This window comes from Microbacterium sp. ABRD28 (assembly GCF_003850245.1).
Lineage (GTDB): Bacteria > Actinomycetota > Actinomycetes > Actinomycetales > Microbacteriaceae > Microbacterium.
Map to the genome: position 1 here is coordinate 2,832,104 of NZ_CP031015.1, position 17,476 is coordinate 2,849,579.

Consider the following 17,476-nt stretch of genomic DNA (forward strand, 5'->3'; position numbering starts at 1 on the left):
TCGGGAGTACTCCCCTTGCCTCCCCCAACGGTAGCCAGGCGGACCTATGGATTCGCTTGAAAAAGAAGCGCGCACCTCCGCTGTTCCTGGCATGATGGCGTCACCCGATCCGCCCTGACCGAAGGGGCACGATGCGCTCGCTCACGCGTCGACAGTTCCTTGCGCGCACCGCCGCGCTCGCCGCCGCGCTGTCCCTCGACCCCGACGATCTCGGTCGCCTCCTCGCCGCCGCCCCGACGGCGACGAGCGGCACCACCGACATCCCCTCCACGCTCCTGCAGACGATCCTGTACGGACCGACGGTGCAGGGCAGCTACCGCCGGCTGGTCGCCGGACCTGGCGAACCCTACCTCCCCCGCGTGGACGTGCTCGGACGTGATCCCGACCCGTCCCGGACGTCGCGGCGACGGTCGTTGCTCTACCTCGGCCATCTCTCCGATCTCCACGTCATCGACGCCCAGTCGCCGGGCCGGATCGAGCCGATGATCGTCCAGGATCATTCGGCATGGGGCTCGGCGTTCCACCCGCACGATCCGCTGAGCCCCCACACGGTCGCGGCGATGGTGGGCGCGTTCCACGACGCGCGGTCCAGTCCGCTCACCGGAGCACCGATGGGAGCCGCAGTGGTCACGGGTGACAGCGCCGACATGCACTCGCACCTCGAGCTGCGCTGGTACATCGATCTGATGGACGGGCTGGCCATCGACCCCGCCACCGCGGGGCCGGTCTTCCAGGGCGTGCAGGCGTGGCCGGAAGCCATCTGGGCGTACCGCCCCGAGGATCCGACCGGCGGATCATTCGGTGATTACGGCTTCCCGGCACTCCCCGACATGCTCGAGCGGGCGATCGCCGGCGAGATCCGTTCGACCGGGCTCCCCGCGCCCTGGTACGCCGTGTACGGAAACCACGACACGCTCCTGCTCGGGACGTTCGAGCTCAGCCCCTCCCTGCATGCGCTCGCGGTCGGCGGGCGGAAGTCCTACACGCTGGATGCGACGGCATCGACGTTCCTTCGCGGCTGGGCCGCGAGCGGCAGCGCGATCCAGCAGGGATGGGACGCCCTCAATCTCGCGTGGGGCCGTTCGGGCTTCCGCGCGGTCTCTGCGAACCCGGAACGCCGTATCTACGAGACGCGGGAATTCATGGCCGAGCATTTCGTGACGCAGCCCGAGCCGGGGCCGATCGGGCACGGGTTCACCCGTCGGAACCTCCAGACGGGTGAGACGTGGTGGCGCGCCGAACTGAGTCCGCATGTGCGTGCGCTGGGCCTGGACACCTGCAACGCCGTCGCAGGCCCCGACGGCGCCCTCCCCGACGTGCAGTTCCGGTGGCTCCGCACCGAGCTCGAGCGCGCCCAGCGTGAGCAGAAGCTCGTGCTCATCCTCAGCCACCACAACAGTCTGACCATGGAGAACACCGCTCAGCGCCCGGGCGAGACCGAGATCCTGCGTCACGGGCCCGAGGTGGTCGATCTCATCCTGCAGTTCCCCGTCGCCATCGCCTGGCTGAACGGGCACACGCATCTGAATCAGATCCTCGCCCACCGATCAGGCGACCGAGGGTTCTGGGAGATCACGACGGCCTCGTGCATCGACTTCCCCCAGCAGCAGCAGGTCGTCGAGATCGTCGACAACCGGGATGGCACGCTGTCGCTGTTCACCACGGTTCTCGACCACGCCTCTCCGGTCTCACCGGGTGCGCCTGGCCGAACGGGTGACCTCGCCGCGCGGGCCCGCGAGCTGGCCGCCAACGACTGGGCCGAGACGCCGATCATGCGTCGAGGATCTCCGCTCGACCGCAACACCGAGCTCCTCCTCCCTTCCCCGTTCGATCTGGAGACCATCACCGACGCCTCCCTGGAGGCGCAGCGGATGACGGAGCGGGCGCGCATCCTCGCGCACGAAGAGCGGATCGCCTCATGATCGGTCGCTTCGCCTCGGCGGCCGCGTTGGCGCTCACCGTCGCAATCACTGCCGCGGGCTGTTCGCAGATCGCCGCGATCGCGCCGGTCGGCGGCGACAGGTTGGCAGAGGTCCGGTACGCCGTGAACGACATCCTCCTCGAGGAAGGGATCGACATCCTCGTCGCGCCGGTCTGCACGGTCGCGGCCGACGAGGTGACGGTCGCGTGCGAGGGATCGACCCGAGACGAGCGCGCGATCGACGCCGTCTCCGAGGCGGCATCATCCGATCAGATCGTCGTCCGCGTCGACGAAGAGGTCGTCTACGAGGGCTCGCTCATGACCGTCCTCGAGAGGGGATCGAGCGGATGAGGCGGTCGCGCACCCTTCCGCTCCTCGTCGCCGCCGCCGCGATCGTCATCGGTGCCCTTCTCCAGGCCGCCACCGCCGTCCCGGGCCTCGGGCGCGTGGCCCCGGTGTGGTTCGTGCTGGCCGCCCTCGCCTCGCTCCTCGTCCTGTGGGCGCAGCTCAGCGGCCTCACGTGGGCGATCATGGCTCTCGATCGCGGCGCAGCATCCGTCCGAGTGCTCCCGATCGCGGCATGGTCGGGGATCACCCTGATCGTCGTCGGGGTGCTGCTCGTGGTCTTTCCGCTCGGTGCGGCGCTCGCGGGGCTCGCGGCGCTCTTCGTCCTCCCCGGTGCGAGTTCCGGTATGGGGCACGCCCTCCGGGAGGCGGGACGCATGATTCGGCGTCATCCCTGGCGATCAGTCCTCCTCGCGCTCGGCGCGATCATCGCCCTCGTCACGCTCGCGGTCGTGGCGGTCGCCGCAGGCCTGTTCCTGACCGGGTTGCTGGGCGGAATGGCGATGTGGATCGCCTTCGGCACCGCGGCGGCGGTTCTGCTCGCCGCGGCGGCGCACCTCCAGGCGATGTGACGATCAGACCGGTCCGCGGGAACCGAGGACGCCCGCCAGGAGCGCATGCAGAAGCGGCGGCACTGAGGCGATGAGGAGGATCGTTCCGAACACCGGATCGTCGGGTCGGAGCAGGATGCCGCCGATGAGGAGGGCACCGAACAGCACCGCCGAGAGAAGGCGACGCCCGAGGCGCTCGAGCCGCGCGAGGCGACGGTCGACCCGCGGCGCGTCGACCGCGAGGCGCCCCTCCTCCATACGGGTGGCGAGCTTGTCGATCCGGCGCGGGAGGCGCGCGACGAGCCCCACGGTGTCGACCGCCTGACGCGTGACGGCCTGCACGACGTTGCCCCGCTCCTCGCGCAACAGGGTGGCGGCGTACGGCTCGACGGCCTCCCAGATGTTGAAGGCGGGGTCGAGCGCACTCGACACACCGGAGGTGAGCGACATCGCCCGGATGACCAGGAGGAAGTTCTCCGGCAGCTGGAAGGGAAGCGCCCGGACGAGATCGCCGAACTCGATCGCGAAGTCACGGAATTCGCGGGGATCGACCTCGGCGAGCTCGGCGAACCCCATGCCGCCGAACCGCGCGAACAGCTGCGTCATGGCTCGCTCGAGCTCGGCGGTGTCGGCCGAGGGAAGCAGAACCCCGACCTCGCGGATGCTGTCGACGAGGCCCACGCCATCGCGCGCCGCGACGGCGATCACGAGGCGCCGAAGCCCGGCGCGAAGCGAATCGGGGACCTGGCCCATCATCCCGAAATCGATGAAGGTGAGCGTCCAGCCCTCCGCCCCGCCCTCCTCCGCGGTACCGGGCTCACTCGCCGAGGGGGTGACGAAGATGTTCCCCGGATGCGGGTCGGCGTGGAAGTAGCCGTTGCCGAACAGCTGCTGGAACATCACCGAGGCGAAGGCCAACGCGACGTCGGTGGGGTCGATCCCCGCGGCGACGAGCGCCTCGCGGTCGTTGATCTTGATCGCCGTCACGTCCTGGAGCGTCAGGACGCGCCGGGTCGATCGCTCCCACACGACCGCGGGCGTCGCCACGCGGGAGTCATCGGCGAAATCCCGCGCGAATCGCTCACCGTTGACGCCCTCCTGCAGGTAGTCGATCTCCTGCAGCGACGTCTCGGCGAACTCCTCGACGAGCTCCGGCATGTCCACCCGCCGCGAGACCAGCGACACCCTGCTGAGCCACACGCCGACTTTGCGCAGCGCCCGCAGGTCGACGTCGACGATCTGGTCGATGCCGGGGCGCTGGACCTTGACCACGACGTCGGTGAACCCGGCGAGCTCAGCGTCAGCGGTCGACAGCCGCGCCCGGTGCGCCTGCCCGAGCGAGGCCGCGGCGACCGGTTGCGGGTCGACGAACGAGAAAGCCTGCTCGAGCGGCACGCCGAGCTCGCTCTCGGCCAACGCACGGATCCGGTCGAACGCGACCGGGGGCACTTCGTCCTGCAGGCCCTCCAGTTCCTTCGTGATCTCGGGCGGCAGGATGTCGAGCCGGGACGAGAGGAACTGGCCCACCTTGATCATGAGACCGCCGAGGTCCACGGCGAGCGCGTGGAAGCGCTGGGCGATCCGTCGCATCCGCCGCGCGCGCCCGCGCGCCACGAGGGCGGTGAGTCCGAACCTCGGAAGGAACAGCTCCCACCACCACGTCTGCAGCATGACGCGCAGCGCGAAGCGGGTGATGCGGCGGTAGCGAGCGCGCATCCGTCGGGCGTCGGTCATCGATTCTCCTGGACGCCGACGCACGAGTGGCGTCGAATCAGCTCTGGGCGAGGATGGAGTAGAGCCTACGGCGCGCGTCCTCGAGGACGGCGACAGCCTCTTCCACCTGAGCCGACGAGCCGGAGCGCGCCACCTGTGCCGCGGCCTGTGCCAGATCGAGACCAGCCTTAGGGAGAGCCGTCATGCGCGGCGACTCACGGTGCGACGCCCCGCCGGACTCCCAGGGCGCTCCGCGTTCGGCGGCGGCCTCGGCCTCGGCGATTCCGCCCTCGGTCAGGCTGTAGGTCTTGCGCCCATCCGCTTCCGTGGCCTCGATCAGGCCTTCGTCAGCGAGGAGCTGGAGCGTGGGGTAGACCGAGCCGGCGCTGGGCTTCCAGCTGCCGCCGCTGCGTTCCTCGATGAGCTGGATGATCTGGTAGCCGTGCATGGGGCGCTCCAGCAGAAGGGTGAGGACGGCCGTGCGCACGTCGCCTCGGTTCATCCGCGGCGCGGACCCGCTGCCGACGCCCTTCTCGAAGGCGGAGCGCAACTGGTCCATGGCCTCCGCGATGTTCGACATCGGCCATCCCGACGCCGACCCGCCGCGCCCCGAGAATGCTTCGCCGAAGAATGAGTTGCTCATGATGACCTCCTCCGCTCCGTCGCGGTCGCGACGTCGAGCGATACTCAACGATATGTCGTTATGCATCGCTGAGGGTCGGCATGGAGCAAACTCGCAGGCGCGGGGCGCCCCGGGGCACCCTGGGGCGCCGCCGGATTCAGACCGATGTGCGTGCGTCCCGTCGCGCGAGGATCTCCGCCCGCTCGTACTGCGGCGCGAGCGACCACTCCTCCCCCAGGTGGCGCGCGGCGGTCACGGGCCAGAGGGGGTCGAGAAGGAACTCCCGCGCGAGCGCGACGAGGTCGGCGTCTCCGGCATCGAGGATCTCCTCGGCCTGTTCGGGGTCGCGGATCAGACCCACGGCCGCCGTGAGCACCTGGGCCTCCTGCCGGATGCGGCGGGAGAACGGCACCTGATACCCCGGTCCGACGGGGATCCGCGCGTCGGCGACGTTGCCGCCCGTCGAGACGTGCACGACGTCCACGCCGCGCTCTCGAAGCAGGCCGGCGAGCCGCACGCTGTCATCCGCCGTCCAGCCGGCCGGTTCCACCCAGTCGGTGGCCGAGATCCTCACGAAGATCGGCGTCTGGTCGCCGACCGCCTGCCGCACCGCATCCGTCACCTGCTCGAGGAGCCGCACGCGGTTCTCGAAAGAGCCGCCGTACTCGTCGGTGCGGGTGTTCGACACGGGCGAGAGGAACTCGTGCAGCAGATACCCGTGGGCGGCGTGGATCTCGATGACGTCGTAGCCGGCCTCACGCGCACGTTCCGCAGCGGCGGCGAACTGCCCGATGACCTCGTCGATTCCCGCACGGTCCAGCGCCGTCGGAACCTGCTTGCCGGGCGCGAACGCCACGGCGCTCGGGGCGACCGGCTGCCAGTCGGCGGCAGGCTCGTCACTCCCGAACGGGCCGTCGAACGGTCGCGGTGAACTCGCCTTCCGCCCGGCGTGGGCGAGCTGGATCCCGGCGGCCACGCCGTTGTCGCGGAAGAACCGGGTGAGCCGGCGGTGTGCGGCCACCTGCGTGTCGTTCCAGATGCCCAGGTCGTAGGCCGAGATGCGACCCTCGGCGCTGACCGCGGTCGCTTCGACGATGATGAGGCCGGGGCGCCCGAGTGACCGGGAACCGTAGTGCTGAACGTGCCAGTCGTTCGGTGCGCCGACGTCGGGTCCGTCGGGGTCGGCGGAGTACTGGCACATGGGCGCCATCACGATCCGGTTGGCCAGGGTGATGCCGCGCACGGTGAGCGGGCTGAACAGGGGGGATGTCACGGGCGTACCTCCATTGATCGCAACGCCGCCGGCGCGGCAGGGAATTCCCACCGGGGAAGGGAGTGGTGGTGCGCTCAGTCGCGCGCGGCGACGTCGACCTGGAGCTCGGCGGCGATCCGCTCGAGGTCGGCGATGACCGCGGCGACCTCGACCGAGGGCGGCACCACGGCCGAGACGGTCGCCTCGAACAGGCGACCGCCGGCCATCGCCGCATCGCGGGTCTCGGTCCTCATCCGGTCGATGCTCACGCCGTGGGAGCCGAGGGCTGCGGAGATCTCGTGGACGATCCCCGGGTGATCATTGCCGAGCACGGTGAAAGACAGGCGGCGCGACGTCGTGTCGTGCGGCGCACCGCCCCCTTCCCCCGGCACACTCACCGTGACGAGCCCAGGGACCGCATCCAGAGCCGCCTGCAGGTCGTCGAGTCGCTCCTCGGGCACCGACACCTGCACGACGCCGGCGAAGGCCCCGGCGAGCTCTGCCAGCTCGCTGTGCTCCCAGTTGCCGCCGTGGGCGTCGATCACCTCGGCCACCGCGGCCACGAGGCCGGCGCGGTCGGTTCCGACGAGGGTGAGCACGAGGATCGCCATGGATTCAGCGTACGACTCCGCGCCACGCGTCGCCGGGGGCTGGTTGACTGGATTCATGTCCGCCCCACCTGATGCGTCGGCCGCCGAGCCTGCCGTGGCCACCCTCGTCGCCGCCGACGCGGTCGACAAGCTCGCGGCCCTCGCGATCATCGCGCGTGCGACGGGCAGCACCGTGGTCGGCGGTGGCACCGCGCACCCTCGGATCCCCCTCCGCGACGGAGTGTGGATCGAGATCGAGATCCCCAAGTTCGGTGAGCCCCCGCCGCTGGCGATCGATGTCCATGCGACCGAGGGGCCGGCCGCTGCCAGGCGCGAGGCGATCGCGTTGCGCGGCGTTCTCCGAAGCGTCACCGAATGGTCGGTGACCACAGCGTTCCCCGAGAGCGACCCGCCCCGCGCGGCGCCTACGATGAACAGCGCGGCGTCGGCGTCGACCACCGACAGCCGATGACACCTCCGGGAGGCCCACCGAGATGAGAGTCGCATCCTCAGCGGACTGGCGAGACGCCCTCCCGTTCGACACCCCCGTCCCCGCCGCCGACGTCGCTCCCGGCGATCCCGCGCGCTGCTCGGGGTGCCCGGCCGAGGTGGCGGCGTGGGAACGCACCGCGCTCTTCGCGGTCAAGCACCGTCATCCGAATCATCACTCGGGGTTCGTCCGCTTCTACTGCGCCGCGCACGTGCCGGCTGTGACGCCCCCTCCACCAGCCGCGCCGGCACCGGTCCGCAAGGCGCGAGCTCCCCGTGCGCCGCGCGAGCAGACGACGCCGCAACGCCGGGTGGTGGAGGACAAACCCCGGCCGGTGTGCCCCGACTGCTTCATCGAGGTGTCGGCGACCGGGATCTGCGGCATGTGCGGCGAGCGGATCGCCTGACTCAGGTTAAGGCGACCGCGCGCACCGGCGCACCGTCGCCGGAGATCCTCAGCGGGAAGAACCCCACGCGCACGCGATCGGGCAGCGCCGCGACCCCGCGGACATTCTCGACGATGAGGTGATCGGAGCCGAGGACGACGTCGTGCACGGGGAAGTCGGCACCGCCCGTCGGGTCGGGGCTCAGGGTGTCGACGGCGATGACGTGAACACCGCGGTCGATGAGAATCCGCGCGGCAGCGGGATCGAGGGCCGGATGCCGCAGGCGCCGCCGATCATCGGTGAAGAAGGCGTCCCAGCCGGTGCTGATCAGGGCGATCGAGGGCAGCGTCTCCGGCAGATCTCCCCGCGGGTCGAGTTCGGCCCAGCCGTAGGTCTCGCCCTCGCCGACCCGGACCCGGAACACGATGGCGTCGCCCACGAGCTCGTCGAGACCCACCGACGCCATCGTCCGTCCGCCCGGGACGGTGTGCGAGGGCGCGTCGACGTGCGTGCCCGTGTGCGAACCCATGGTCAGCCGAGCGACATCGACCCCGTCCGCCGCGATGGTCAGCCCGGCCTCGACGTGCACCTCGGGATCACCCGGGTACACCGGCATCCCGTCGGAGACGACATGGCTGAGATCGTGGATCACGGCGCCTCAGTCCATCCGACTCTCAGCGAGATGGCGTTCCGGCGCGAACGGTCCGCTCCGGCGGGTGCGAAGGGAGACCAGAAGGTAGAGCAGGAAGGTGACGACGAAGGCGGGCACGGTCGCTCCGAACGGCAGCGGCCAGACGTAGGCCCACACATAGGCGAGGACCGCACCGACTGCCCAGGCTGCCACAGCCAGGAGGTTGACACCCCCGGTGTACCAGAAGCGGCCGCCGTTCGGCCGGAGGATGTCGCCGTCGTAGTCACCCCGCTTGATGACGTAGTAGTCGACGATCATGATCGCGAAGACCGGTGCGAACAGCGCGCTGATCGTCACGAGGAAGGTCGTGAACTGATCCAGCAGCCCGAAGAACGTCGCACCGATGATCGAGATGACACCCAGCGCGAGGGCGGCGGGAAGGAACCGTAACCGTGACCCCGGTACGGCGTTGACCACCGTGGTCACCATTCCGTAGACCACCATCGTGTTCGTCGCCATGACGGAGAGGAAGATGGCCACCGCGAACAGGGCGCCGAAGGGTTCCACGACGGTCGCGGGATCGAACGGGATCGCCTCACCACCGCTGAGGACCACATATCCGATCGCCGTCGCTCCGAGCGACATCGCGATGACGGTCGAAAGGGTGTAGCCCACGCCCGCGCCGATGACACCGGCGCGGGTCGAGCGTGCGAAGCGGTTGAAGTCGGCTGAGAGCACCGTCCACGAGATGGCGGTGGCGAGCACCACGTCGAAGACGAGACCGGGCGTGTAGAACGGCACCTGAGGAGCCGGGATGGCGGCGAACTCCGCCGGGCTGAAGGTCGCGAACGCGACGGCGAAGATGTAGACCGCGATGGCGAGGATGACCGCTGCGAACCACGGCTCCACCCGTGCCACCCCCGCATGACCGAAGATCGCGAGGACGACGACGATCGTCTGGCAGATCACGGCGAAGAGCACGGGGCTGGAGAACCCCGTCACCGCTGCGACGATGTAGTTCAGGGCCAGTCCGGCGAGCATCGCCTGCACCCAGCTCCACCCCATGAGGATCACGACGTTGGCGGCCACCGGGAGAAGGCTGCCGCGCGTGCCGAACGGGCCCCGTGTGAGCGCCATCGTCGGCAGTCCCGTGCGGGTTCCGATCGCACCCACCGTCACGAGCACCGCGGCGCCGAGGATCGTTCCCCCGACGATCAGGCCGATGACGGTGCCGAAGCCGACCTCGGGAACGAACAGCGTTCCTGTGAGCAGGGTGGTCACGACGAGGTTGGCAGCGAGCCAGATCATCAGGATGCGACCGAGCGAATAGTCCCCTCGGACGGGCCCGGCGTCATCGGACTGGGACTGCAGACGGCGATCGAGGCGGGTGTAGAGCGACATCATCGGGCTCCTTGGGAGAGGGAGAGGGAGGGTCTCAGCTGAGAGGCGAGAGGTGTTCGTGGACGGCGACGAGCTGTGCGTCCTCGACGGCGAAGACGATGGTCTCGCGCTCGCGGAAGGACTCCTCACCGCCTTCGGTCGCCACCGTGGTGTCCACGGTGTGGGTGAAGACGGCGAACCCCGGGTGGAGCTGCACGAGCGGATCGGACGAGACGCACGACACGACGCGCCATCCCTCGCCGATCCACGAGTCCCAGAGCCGCTCGTAGGCGGCGCGGTCGTCGAGCCGCCGCGGCTCGGTGTGGAAGAGGAAGGTCGCCGAGGGCGCGAACAGGGAGAAGTACCGCCCGCCGTCGGTGGCGGCGTAGGCGTCGACGATCTCGGCCGCGGCCTGGATCACCTCGTCATGCGTCGGGGTCCTCATGCGTTCGCCCCCTTCGGAGCCATCGCGCTGAGCAGCTCAAAGAGGGTGTGGCTGGCCGCGACCGCGGTGATCTGCGCGTGGTCGTATGCCGGTGCGACCTCGACGACGTCGGCGCCGACGATCGGCAGATCGCTGAGACTGCGGATGATGGTGAGGAGCTCGCGGCTGGTGAGCCCTCCGGCCTCGGGGGTGCCGGTACCGGGGGCGTGCGCGGGGTCGAGGACGTCGATGTCGATCGACAGATAGACCGGCGCACCGGCGACGCGGGTGCGGATCCGCTCGATCGCACGCGCCACGCCGTCGCGCTCGATCTCGTCGGTCGTCACGATGGCGAAACCGAGCCGCTCGTCGTCGCTGAGGTCGCTCTTGTCGTACAGCGGTCCGCGGATGCCGACGTGCATGCTGGCGGTGAGATCGATCAGCCCCTCCTCCGACGCCCGCCGGAACGGTGTGCCGTGGGTGGTCGGCGCGCCGAAGTAGGTGTCCCAGGTGTCGAGGTGCGCATCGAAGTGGATGACGGCGACCGGGCCGTGGCGCTCGCTGACCGCTCGCAGCAGCGGCAGGGCGATCGTGTGGTCGCCGCCGATCGTGACCAGGCGCGTGGCCCGCTCGCCGAGCTTCCTCGCGGCCGCGGCGATCTCGGTCACCGCTGCGTCGATGTCGAACGGGTTGGCGGCGATGTCGCCGGCGTCGGCGACCTGCTGAGCCCCGAAGGGGAAGACGTCCTGGGCGGGGTTGTACGGACGCAGCAGTCGCGAGGCCTCGCGCACATGCGCGGGTCCGAAGCGCGCGCCCGGCCGGTAGCTGACCCCGCTGTCGAAGGGCACGCCCACGACAGCGACGTCCGCGCGTCCGACCTCGTCGAGGGTCGGCAGGCGCGCGAAGGTGGCGATGCCTGCGAATCGAGGGACGACGCTCGCATCCACCGGGCCACGCGGTGTCGAGGAAGAAGAGGGTTGCATATTAGTAAACCTTTGGTACGCTGGGCGCAACTGCTGCGCTGCACGCTACGCCCGTGCACGCCCGGCGTCAAGAGCGACGCGGAAGGAGGAGCGGTGAGGGCGATCCATCCGGCGGCCGAAGAGAAGGTGGCCCCCATCGGCGCGAAGCTGCGCGCCGCTCGCACTGCGCAGGGCATGTCGCTCGCGCAGGTGGCCACGACCACCGGCCTGTCGAAGGGATTCCTCAGCCGTGTCGAGCGGGACGAGACCTCACCGAGCGTGTCGACGCTCGTGCAGCTGTGCCAGGTGCTGTCCCTGCCGATGGGTGCGCTGTTCGCCGAGCCCGAAGTGCAGCGCGTGACCTGGGACGATGCTCCCCGCGTCAATCTCGGTGGCGTCCACGTCGACGATCGACTCCTCTCGCCGCGTTCCGAACAGCGGGTACAGCTGCTGCGATCCGAGCTCGCCGCCGACGCCCACGGGGGCCGCGAACTCTACACGATCAACTGCGACGTCGAGGTGGTCCACGTCGTCACGGGCCGGATGACCGTGCGGTTCGCCGATCGAACGGTCTCGCTCTCGCCGGGCGACGCCCTGACCTTCCCGGGCCGCGAACCCCACACATGGGAGGTCGACGGCGGCGCCCCCGCGGTCGTCCTCTGGGTCATCGTCCCGGCCCCCTGGAGCGGCTCCGCCTGAGTCAGAGCCGACCCGGCAGGATGGCGTGCCAGTACAGCCAGGGGAGGATGCGTCGGTCGAAGATCCACGACAGCCGGTTCTCGCGGTACATCGACCGCCAGAAGGGGATCGTCGGCTTGAGCCCCCCGCGATCATCGAACTCCGCGAAGACGACCGTCGAGCGGGAGACGGTGAACGGGCAGACCGAGTACCCGTCGTAGCGCGCCGTCGGGCGACGCCCGGCGATCACGGCGGCGAGGTTCTTCGCCAGCACGTAACTCTGCTTGCGCAGGGCCCCACCCGACTTCGAATTCGTCGTGTCCGCGGCATCGCCCAGACTCCAGACATTCGGCCATCGGGGGTGCCGGAGTGTCTCGGCGTCGACGGCGACGAATCCGCCCGGGTCGGATTCCGCGGACAGCGGCGTCGCTTTGAGCCAATCGGGTGCCGACTGGGACGGTTCGACCGCCAGCACGTCGTAATCGATCCTCTCCCGCGTCCCGTGCGACTCGAGGGTGACGTGACGCTGATCACCGTCGACGATCGCCAGCTCGGTCGAGTAGCGCACCTCGATGCCGTACCGGGCGACGACCCGCTCCAGCTCGGCGTCGATCTCGGGAATCCCGAACATCGTCGGAGTGGGAAGGACGAGGATGACGCGGATGTCGTCGAGCACGCCGATGCGACGCCAGTAGTCGCACGCCTGGTACATCGGCTTCTGCCCGGCCCCCGCGCAGGAGGCGGGGCCGGGTGGCTGGACGAAGACCGCGGTGCCGCGCCGGAGATCGCGCAGAGCCACGCTCGCCTTCCCCGCGAGATCGGGCTCGTAGTTCGACACCACGTTCGGAGTGGTCAGCGCCGCAGACAACCCCGGCACCTGCGTCCAGTCGTGCTGCACGCCGGCGCTGACGATGAGGTGGTCGTATCCGATGACCTCGCCGCTGCCGAGGGTCACCGTCGAGCGTTCCGGATCGATGTCGCTCGCAGCATCCTGGATCCAGGCGACTCCGCGCGGGGTCACCTCACCCTGCGGACGCAGCGTCTCGTGAAGTCGCGCCGTCCCGCCCGCGACGTGCGAGAGCAGCGGCTTGTAGACGTGCTCGCTGCGGGGCTCGATGACGGCGATGTCGGAGACTCCGCGCCGGACGAGTCGACCGGCGACCGAGAGCCCGCCGTTGCCACCGCCGATCACCACGACCCGGTGTCGGCGGGTCACCGTCGCGATGGGTGTCACAGGTCGAACTTCTCGTTCTCACCCTCGAGGCGCTCGCCGGTCACCTTGTGCTTCACGAAGGCCAGGAGGGTGGCGACCCGGCCACCTGGGCTGTCCCAGTACTCCCCTCCCTCGGCGTCGAACCGAAGGAGGACGATCTCGGGATCCTCGGGACCGTTCGGGAACCAGGCCTCGACGCCGGCGTTCCAGAGCTCCCGCAGCTTCGCGTCGTCGGTCACCACCTCGGCACGACCCGACAGCGACAGCCAGGCGTCGTTCGAGCTGAAGGACACCCCGACGCGAGGGTCGGCCTGGACGTGCTGCACGGCAGACGCATGGCGTGCGATCACGAACCACAGGTCGCCGTCGAATGCCGCCTCCTGAACTGTGAGGGGGTGGGCCTGGAGCGAACCGTCCGCAGCACGCGTGGTCACCATCGCGAAGCGGAATTTCTTCAGCAGTTCTCGGAGCTTGGCCTGCTCGTCGTTCTCTGGGGTGGCCGTCTCGTTCATCACGTCCCTTTCGTCGAGGTCTGCGTCCATTCCATCCCCCAGGCACAGGGGGCGCTCCCCGGTTGACAAGCGGCCACCACCCTGCCAGTGGCGACGGATTCGCAGGCGGCTCCCAGCTTCACGGGACCAAATCCGTCCTGCCGACGGTTCTCTTACTGTGACGCGGCAGCCAGCCGCGTGAGGAGGAATCGTGACGAACGAGTACCGCAAGACCCCCGAGGCGATCAGCGCCTTGACCGACCTGCAGTATCAGGTCACGCAGCGCGACGGCACCGAGCCGCCGTTCCGCAACGCCCATTGGAACAACCACGACCCGGGAATCTACGTCGACGTGGTGTCGGGAGAACCGCTGTTCTCCTCCACCGACAAGTTCGACAGCGGAACGGGATGGCCGAGCTTCACGCGCCCCATCGACCCCGAAGCGGTGACGACGAAGACGGACTGGAAGATGATCCTGCCGCGCACCGAGGTGCGGTCGGCGATCGCTGACAGCCACCTCGGGCACGTCTTCCGAGATGGACCGCGGGATGCCGGTGGGCTGCGCTACTGCATGAATTCCGCCGCGCTGCGCTTCGTGCCTGCATCGGACCTGCAGGCCCAGGGGTACGGCGCATACCGCAGACTGTTCGAGAACACCCAGAAGGAGAACGCCTCATGACCAGTGGACCCACCGACACCGGAGCGATCACCCACCTCCCCGGCACCGAGACCGCCGTCCTCGCGGGCGGATGCTTCTGGGGCATGGAGGATCTGATCCGCAGGCAGCCCGGGGTCCTGCAGACCCGCGTCGGCTACACCGGCGGGAGCAACGATCACGCCACCTACCGCAACCACCCCGGCCACGCCGAGGCGGTGGAGATCGTCTTCGATCCTTCGCAGACGACGTATCGCGACATCCTGGCGTTCTTCTTCCAGATCCACGACCCGTCGACGCTGAACCGTCAGGGCAACGACATCGGCACCAGCTACCGTTCGGCGATCTTCCCGCTGACCCCGGAGCAGGAGCGGGTCGCGCGCGACACCATCGCCGACGTCGACGCCTCGGGCCTCTGGCCCGGCAAGGTCGTCACGACGATCGAGCCCTCAGGACCCTTCTGGGAGGCCGAGCCCGAGCACCAGGACTACCTGCTGCGCATCCCGAACGGCTACACCTGCCACTTCCCGCGCGCAGGGTGGGTCCTCCCCCGCCGCTCGGAGGCGACGTCGACGGTCTGACCGGCCGCTCTTCGCAGGTTTCGCCCCCGCGGTCAAGGGCTTCGTCCCCCGCCGCGGGGGCGCGACCATTCTCGGAAGAGAAGGAGGATGTCGTGACCAAGGACCTCAAGAAGGGCGATCGCGTCAGCTGGAGCACGTCGCAGGGACGCACCCAGGGCACGGTGGTGGAGCGTCGTACGAAGGACTTCCAGTTCGCCGGCCAGAAGTTCACCGCCAGTGACGACGAGCCGGCGTACATCGTCGAATCGGAGAAGAGCGGCGACAAAGCCGCACACAAGGGCTCCGCGCTGCGAAAGCTCTCCTGATCCGCACCCGTTGCCGTGCTACGGTTGACGGGCTTCACGCGGGTCTGTTTTCGGGCCGCGCTGAACACGTCCGCTCCGCACTTGTGGGAGCGGCACACCCGGTCGCCTCCGCGGCCCGAAAAGAAAAAGGAAAGACACGATGGCCACTGGCACCGTGAAATGGTTCAACTCCGAGAAGGGCTACGGGTTCATCGCACCCGACGACGGCTCGGCCGATCTCTTCGCGCACTTCAGCGCGATCACCGGTGAGGGCTTCAAGGAGCTCCACGAAGCGCAGAAAGTCGAATTCGACGCCGAGCGTGGCCCCAAGGGCATGCAGGCTGCGAACATCCGCGCACTCTGATCTTCATCCCGTCAGCCGGCGGGGGTGACCGAAAGGTCTCCCCGCCGGCTGACGGCTTTCTGGGAACTCGGGCGTATACCGCTTCGTGGATACGAGGGTACGTACGCTGAAGAAAGCGATCGGCATCCGCCTTTGGCTTTCCAGGCCGAAGTGGTCGCGATCGAAACCGAGGTAACCCCATCTCTTCCACCGTCCTCGAGCCCCGCCTCGGACCTGTTCGTCAGACGTACGCCGGCACGGCGGAATTCCCGCCCATGGCCCGCGCCTACACCGATGTGGCGCAGATCGTCCGTGAAACCGGCCTCCTCGCCCGCGCACGCTGGTTCTACGCCCTGGTGGGCGCCGCGATCGCACTCGGCTTCGGTGCCTGCATCGCCGGCTTCATCCTGCTGGGTGACAGCTGGTTCCAGCTCCTCATCGCCGCGGCCCTCGGCATCCTCTTCACTCAGGTGGCCTTCCTGGCGCACGAGGCGGCTCACCGTCAGATCCTCAGCTCCGGCCCCGCGAACGATCGGCTGGCGCTCATCCTCGGCAACGGGGTCGTGGGCATGAGCTTCTCGTGGTGGGCCAGCAAGCACACCCGGCACCACGCGAACCCGAACCGCGTCGGGAAGGACCCCGACATCGAGATCGACACGATCTCGTTCATCGATGAGGATGCGGCGACGGCCCGGGGCCTGCGGCGGGCCATCACGCGGCGACAGGGGTACCTGTTCTTCCCCCTGCTGACGCTCGAGGGGCTGAACCTGCACGCCATCGCGTTCCGCCACCTGTTCAGCCGGCAGCCCGTGAAGGGCCGGATCACCGAGCTCGCACTGCTGTTCCTTCGCTTCGGCGTCGTGCTCGTGCCCGTCTTCCTCTTCCTGCCCCTGGGCATGGCCTTCGCCTTCCTGGGCGTGCAGCTGGCCGTCTTCGGCGTCTACATGGGAGCCTCCTTCGCCCCCAACCACAAGGGCATGCCGGTCATCGCCAAGGACGCCAAGCTCGACTTCTTCTCCAAGCAGGTGCGCACCTCGCGCAACGTCAGCGGCGGATGGTGGGCGACCGTGCTCATGGGCGGTTTGAACTACCAGGTGGAGCACCACCTCTTCCCGAACATGCCTCGCCCGCATCTGGCCAAGGCCCGTGACATCGTCCGCGACCACTGCGAGACGCTGAATGTGCCGTACACCGAGACCACACTGTGGCGCTCCTACGCCATTGTGATCGCGTACCTGAACAGGGTGGGGCTCGCGGCCCGCGACCCCTTCGACTGCCCGATGACGGGAACATATCGCCGCGTCTGACATGGGCGCGCGAAGCGGCGGGTGCGGTGCAGGACATGCCGCACCCGCCGCTTTCGTGTAGGTGTGTGGGAGGTGATCCCCGCGGTCATCCCCGCTCGGGAGCGGTCTGCGCGAGGGCTCGCAGGGCGTCACCGCTGAGACGCTGGCTGGTCCACTCCTCCATCGGCAGGGCGCCGATCGCCCGGTAGAACCCGATCGAGGGTTCGTTCCAGTCGAGAACCGTCCACTCGAACCGTGCGTACCCGCGTTCAACGCACTCGTCCGCGAGCGCCTGCATGAGCGCGCGACCGTAGCCGCGGCCCCGGGCGACGTCGTGCACGTAGAGATCCTCGAGCCAGATGCCGTGCGTTCCGGTCCAGGTGGAGTAAGTGAGGAACCAGATCGCGATGCCGAAGATCGCCCCGTCGCGTTCCACGACGTGGGCGAAGACACGCGGCTCGGGTCCGAACAGCGAAGCGGTCAGCGCCTCGACGGTGTTCTCCACCGCATCGGGTTCTCGCTCGTAGACCGCGAGGGCGGAGATGGCGTCGAGGATGCCCGGCTCATCGCCGGGCTGGGCGCGGCGGAGAACCGCACCATCGGGGAGGGTGTGCGAGGTCACCGGTTGAGCGTACTGTCTCGAGTGGGCGGCGGCCGGTAGCGCATCCGGATTGCGAAG

Annotated in this window: 22 protein-coding genes; 11 read left to right on the forward strand and 11 right to left on the reverse strand. The window is 69.1% G+C overall.

Annotated features, from left to right (window positions below):
* Positions 1-131 precede the first annotated feature (131 nt).
* From DT073_RS13650 to DT073_RS13660, 3 genes are read left to right on the forward strand one after another with little or no spacing between them, the layout of a single operon-like run.
* Complete coding sequence (locus tag DT073_RS13650) at positions 132-1,922, forward strand: TIGR03767 family metallophosphoesterase (protein ID WP_124293881.1); 1,791 nt, start codon at positions 132-134, stop codon at positions 1,920-1,922.
* Complete coding sequence (locus tag DT073_RS13655) at positions 1,919-2,272, forward strand: hypothetical protein (protein ID WP_124293882.1); 354 nt, start codon at positions 1,919-1,921, stop codon at positions 2,270-2,272. The genes DT073_RS13650 and DT073_RS13655 overlap by 4 nt, the downstream gene beginning before the upstream one ends.
* Positions 2,269-2,838 (forward strand): hypothetical protein, encoded by a 570-nt coding sequence (locus DT073_RS13660; RefSeq protein WP_124293883.1) that lies wholly within the window; start codon positions 2,269-2,271, stop codon positions 2,836-2,838. The genes DT073_RS13655 and DT073_RS13660 overlap by 4 nt, the downstream gene beginning before the upstream one ends.
* Before the next feature lie 3 nt (positions 2,839-2,841).
* On the opposite strand, the gene DT073_RS13665 is transcribed toward DT073_RS13660, so the two are convergent.
* From DT073_RS13665 to DT073_RS13680, 4 genes are all read right to left on the reverse strand, one after another.
* Positions 2,842-4,551, reverse strand: coding sequence for an ABC1 kinase family protein (locus DT073_RS13665; RefSeq protein ID WP_124293884.1), 1,710 nt, complete (start codon positions 4,549-4,551; stop codon positions 2,842-2,844).
* Between the two features lie 37 nt (positions 4,552-4,588).
* On the reverse strand, positions 4,589-5,173 hold the full coding sequence (locus DT073_RS13670) for a PadR family transcriptional regulator (RefSeq protein ID WP_124293885.1): 585 nt from the start codon (positions 5,171-5,173) through the stop codon (positions 4,589-4,591).
* Positions 5,174-5,309: 136 nt separating this feature from the next.
* Positions 5,310-6,425, reverse strand: coding sequence for an NADH:flavin oxidoreductase/NADH oxidase (locus DT073_RS13675; RefSeq protein ID WP_124293886.1), 1,116 nt, complete (start codon positions 6,423-6,425; stop codon positions 5,310-5,312).
* 74 nt (positions 6,426-6,499) lie between these two features.
* Positions 6,500-7,015, reverse strand: a complete 516-nt coding sequence (locus DT073_RS13680) for a glycine cleavage system transcriptional repressor (RefSeq protein ID WP_124293887.1) — start codon at positions 7,013-7,015, stop codon at positions 6,500-6,502.
* 55 nt (positions 7,016-7,070) lie between these two features.
* On the opposite strand from DT073_RS13680, the gene DT073_RS13685 reads away from it, so the two are divergent.
* Both DT073_RS13685 and DT073_RS13690 read left to right on the forward strand, forming a co-directional pair.
* Complete coding sequence (locus DT073_RS13685) at positions 7,071-7,466, forward strand: hypothetical protein (RefSeq protein ID WP_124293888.1); 396 nt, start codon at positions 7,071-7,073, stop codon at positions 7,464-7,466.
* Between the two features lie 22 nt (positions 7,467-7,488).
* A complete protein-coding gene (locus tag DT073_RS13690; protein WP_124293889.1) occupies positions 7,489-7,890 on the forward strand; it encodes a glucose-6-phosphate dehydrogenase in 402 nt (133 codons plus the stop codon).
* A 1-nt stretch (position 7,891) separates the two neighbouring features.
* Here the strand turns inward: DT073_RS13690 and DT073_RS13695 are convergent, their stop codons facing one another.
* From DT073_RS13695 to speB, 4 genes are read right to left on the reverse strand one after another with little or no spacing between them, the layout of a single operon-like run.
* Entirely contained in the window at positions 7,892-8,521 is a 630-nt protein-coding gene (locus DT073_RS13695; protein WP_124293890.1) for a cyclase family protein, read from the reverse strand.
* 6 nt (positions 8,522-8,527) lie between these two features.
* Positions 8,528-9,904 carry a purine-cytosine permease family protein gene (locus DT073_RS13700; protein WP_124293891.1) on the reverse strand — a complete coding sequence of 459 codons (1,377 nt, stop codon included), beginning with the start codon at positions 9,902-9,904 and terminating at the stop codon, positions 8,528-8,530.
* Between the two features lie 31 nt (positions 9,905-9,935).
* On the reverse strand, positions 9,936-10,325 hold the full coding sequence (locus DT073_RS13705; RefSeq protein ID WP_124293892.1) for a nuclear transport factor 2 family protein: 390 nt from the start codon (positions 10,323-10,325) through the stop codon (positions 9,936-9,938).
* The gene (speB, locus tag DT073_RS13710; RefSeq protein WP_124293893.1) at positions 10,322-11,287 is read right to left on the reverse strand and encodes an agmatinase; all 966 of its coding nucleotides are present in this window, start codon (positions 11,285-11,287) and stop codon (positions 10,322-10,324) included. The genes DT073_RS13705 and speB overlap by 4 nt, the downstream gene beginning before the upstream one ends.
* Positions 11,288-11,380: 93 nt before the next feature.
* Between speB and DT073_RS13715 the strand changes: the two genes are divergently transcribed.
* Complete coding sequence (locus DT073_RS13715) at positions 11,381-11,965, forward strand: helix-turn-helix domain-containing protein (RefSeq protein ID WP_124293894.1); 585 nt, start codon at positions 11,381-11,383, stop codon at positions 11,963-11,965.
* A gap of 1 nt (position 11,966) precedes the next feature.
* Here DT073_RS13715 and DT073_RS13720 read toward each other — a convergent pair whose 3' ends face one another.
* On the reverse strand, positions 11,967-13,178 hold the full coding sequence (locus tag DT073_RS13720; RefSeq protein ID WP_502697154.1) for an NAD(P)/FAD-dependent oxidoreductase: 1,212 nt from the start codon (positions 13,176-13,178) through the stop codon (positions 11,967-11,969).
* Positions 13,175-13,669 (reverse strand): pyridoxamine 5'-phosphate oxidase family protein, encoded by a 495-nt coding sequence (locus tag DT073_RS13725; protein WP_124293895.1) that lies wholly within the window; start codon positions 13,667-13,669, stop codon positions 13,175-13,177. Before DT073_RS13725 ends, DT073_RS13720 begins: the two co-directional genes overlap by 4 nt.
* A gap of 190 nt (positions 13,670-13,859) precedes the next feature.
* On the opposite strand from DT073_RS13725, the gene msrB reads away from it, so the two are divergent.
* From msrB to DT073_RS13750, 5 genes are all read left to right on the forward strand, one after another.
* A complete protein-coding gene (gene msrB, locus DT073_RS13730) occupies positions 13,860-14,327 on the forward strand; it encodes a peptide-methionine (R)-S-oxide reductase MsrB (protein ID WP_124293896.1) in 468 nt (155 codons plus the stop codon).
* Positions 14,324-14,884, forward strand: a complete 561-nt coding sequence (gene msrA, locus DT073_RS13735) for a peptide-methionine (S)-S-oxide reductase MsrA (RefSeq protein WP_124293897.1) — start codon at positions 14,324-14,326, stop codon at positions 14,882-14,884. Before msrB ends, msrA begins: the two co-directional genes overlap by 4 nt.
* 92 nt (positions 14,885-14,976) lie before the next feature.
* Positions 14,977-15,189: a hypervirulence associated TUDOR domain-containing protein gene (locus DT073_RS13740; protein WP_124293898.1), complete on the forward strand. Its 213-nt coding sequence runs from the start codon at positions 14,977-14,979 to the stop codon at positions 15,187-15,189.
* Positions 15,190-15,328: 139 nt separating this feature from the next.
* The gene (locus DT073_RS13745; RefSeq protein ID WP_124293899.1) at positions 15,329-15,532 is read left to right on the forward strand and encodes a cold-shock protein; all 204 of its coding nucleotides are present in this window, start codon (positions 15,329-15,331) and stop codon (positions 15,530-15,532) included.
* Positions 15,533-15,786: 254 nt separating this feature from the next.
* Entirely contained in the window at positions 15,787-16,818 is a 1,032-nt protein-coding gene (locus tag DT073_RS13750) for a fatty acid desaturase family protein (RefSeq protein WP_442927911.1), read from the forward strand.
* Positions 16,819-16,903: 85 nt separating this feature from the next.
* On the opposite strand, the gene DT073_RS13755 is transcribed toward DT073_RS13750, so the two are convergent.
* A complete protein-coding gene (locus DT073_RS13755) occupies positions 16,904-17,419 on the reverse strand; it encodes a GNAT family N-acetyltransferase (RefSeq protein WP_240638621.1) in 516 nt (171 codons plus the stop codon).
* Positions 17,420-17,476 lie beyond the last annotated feature (57 nt).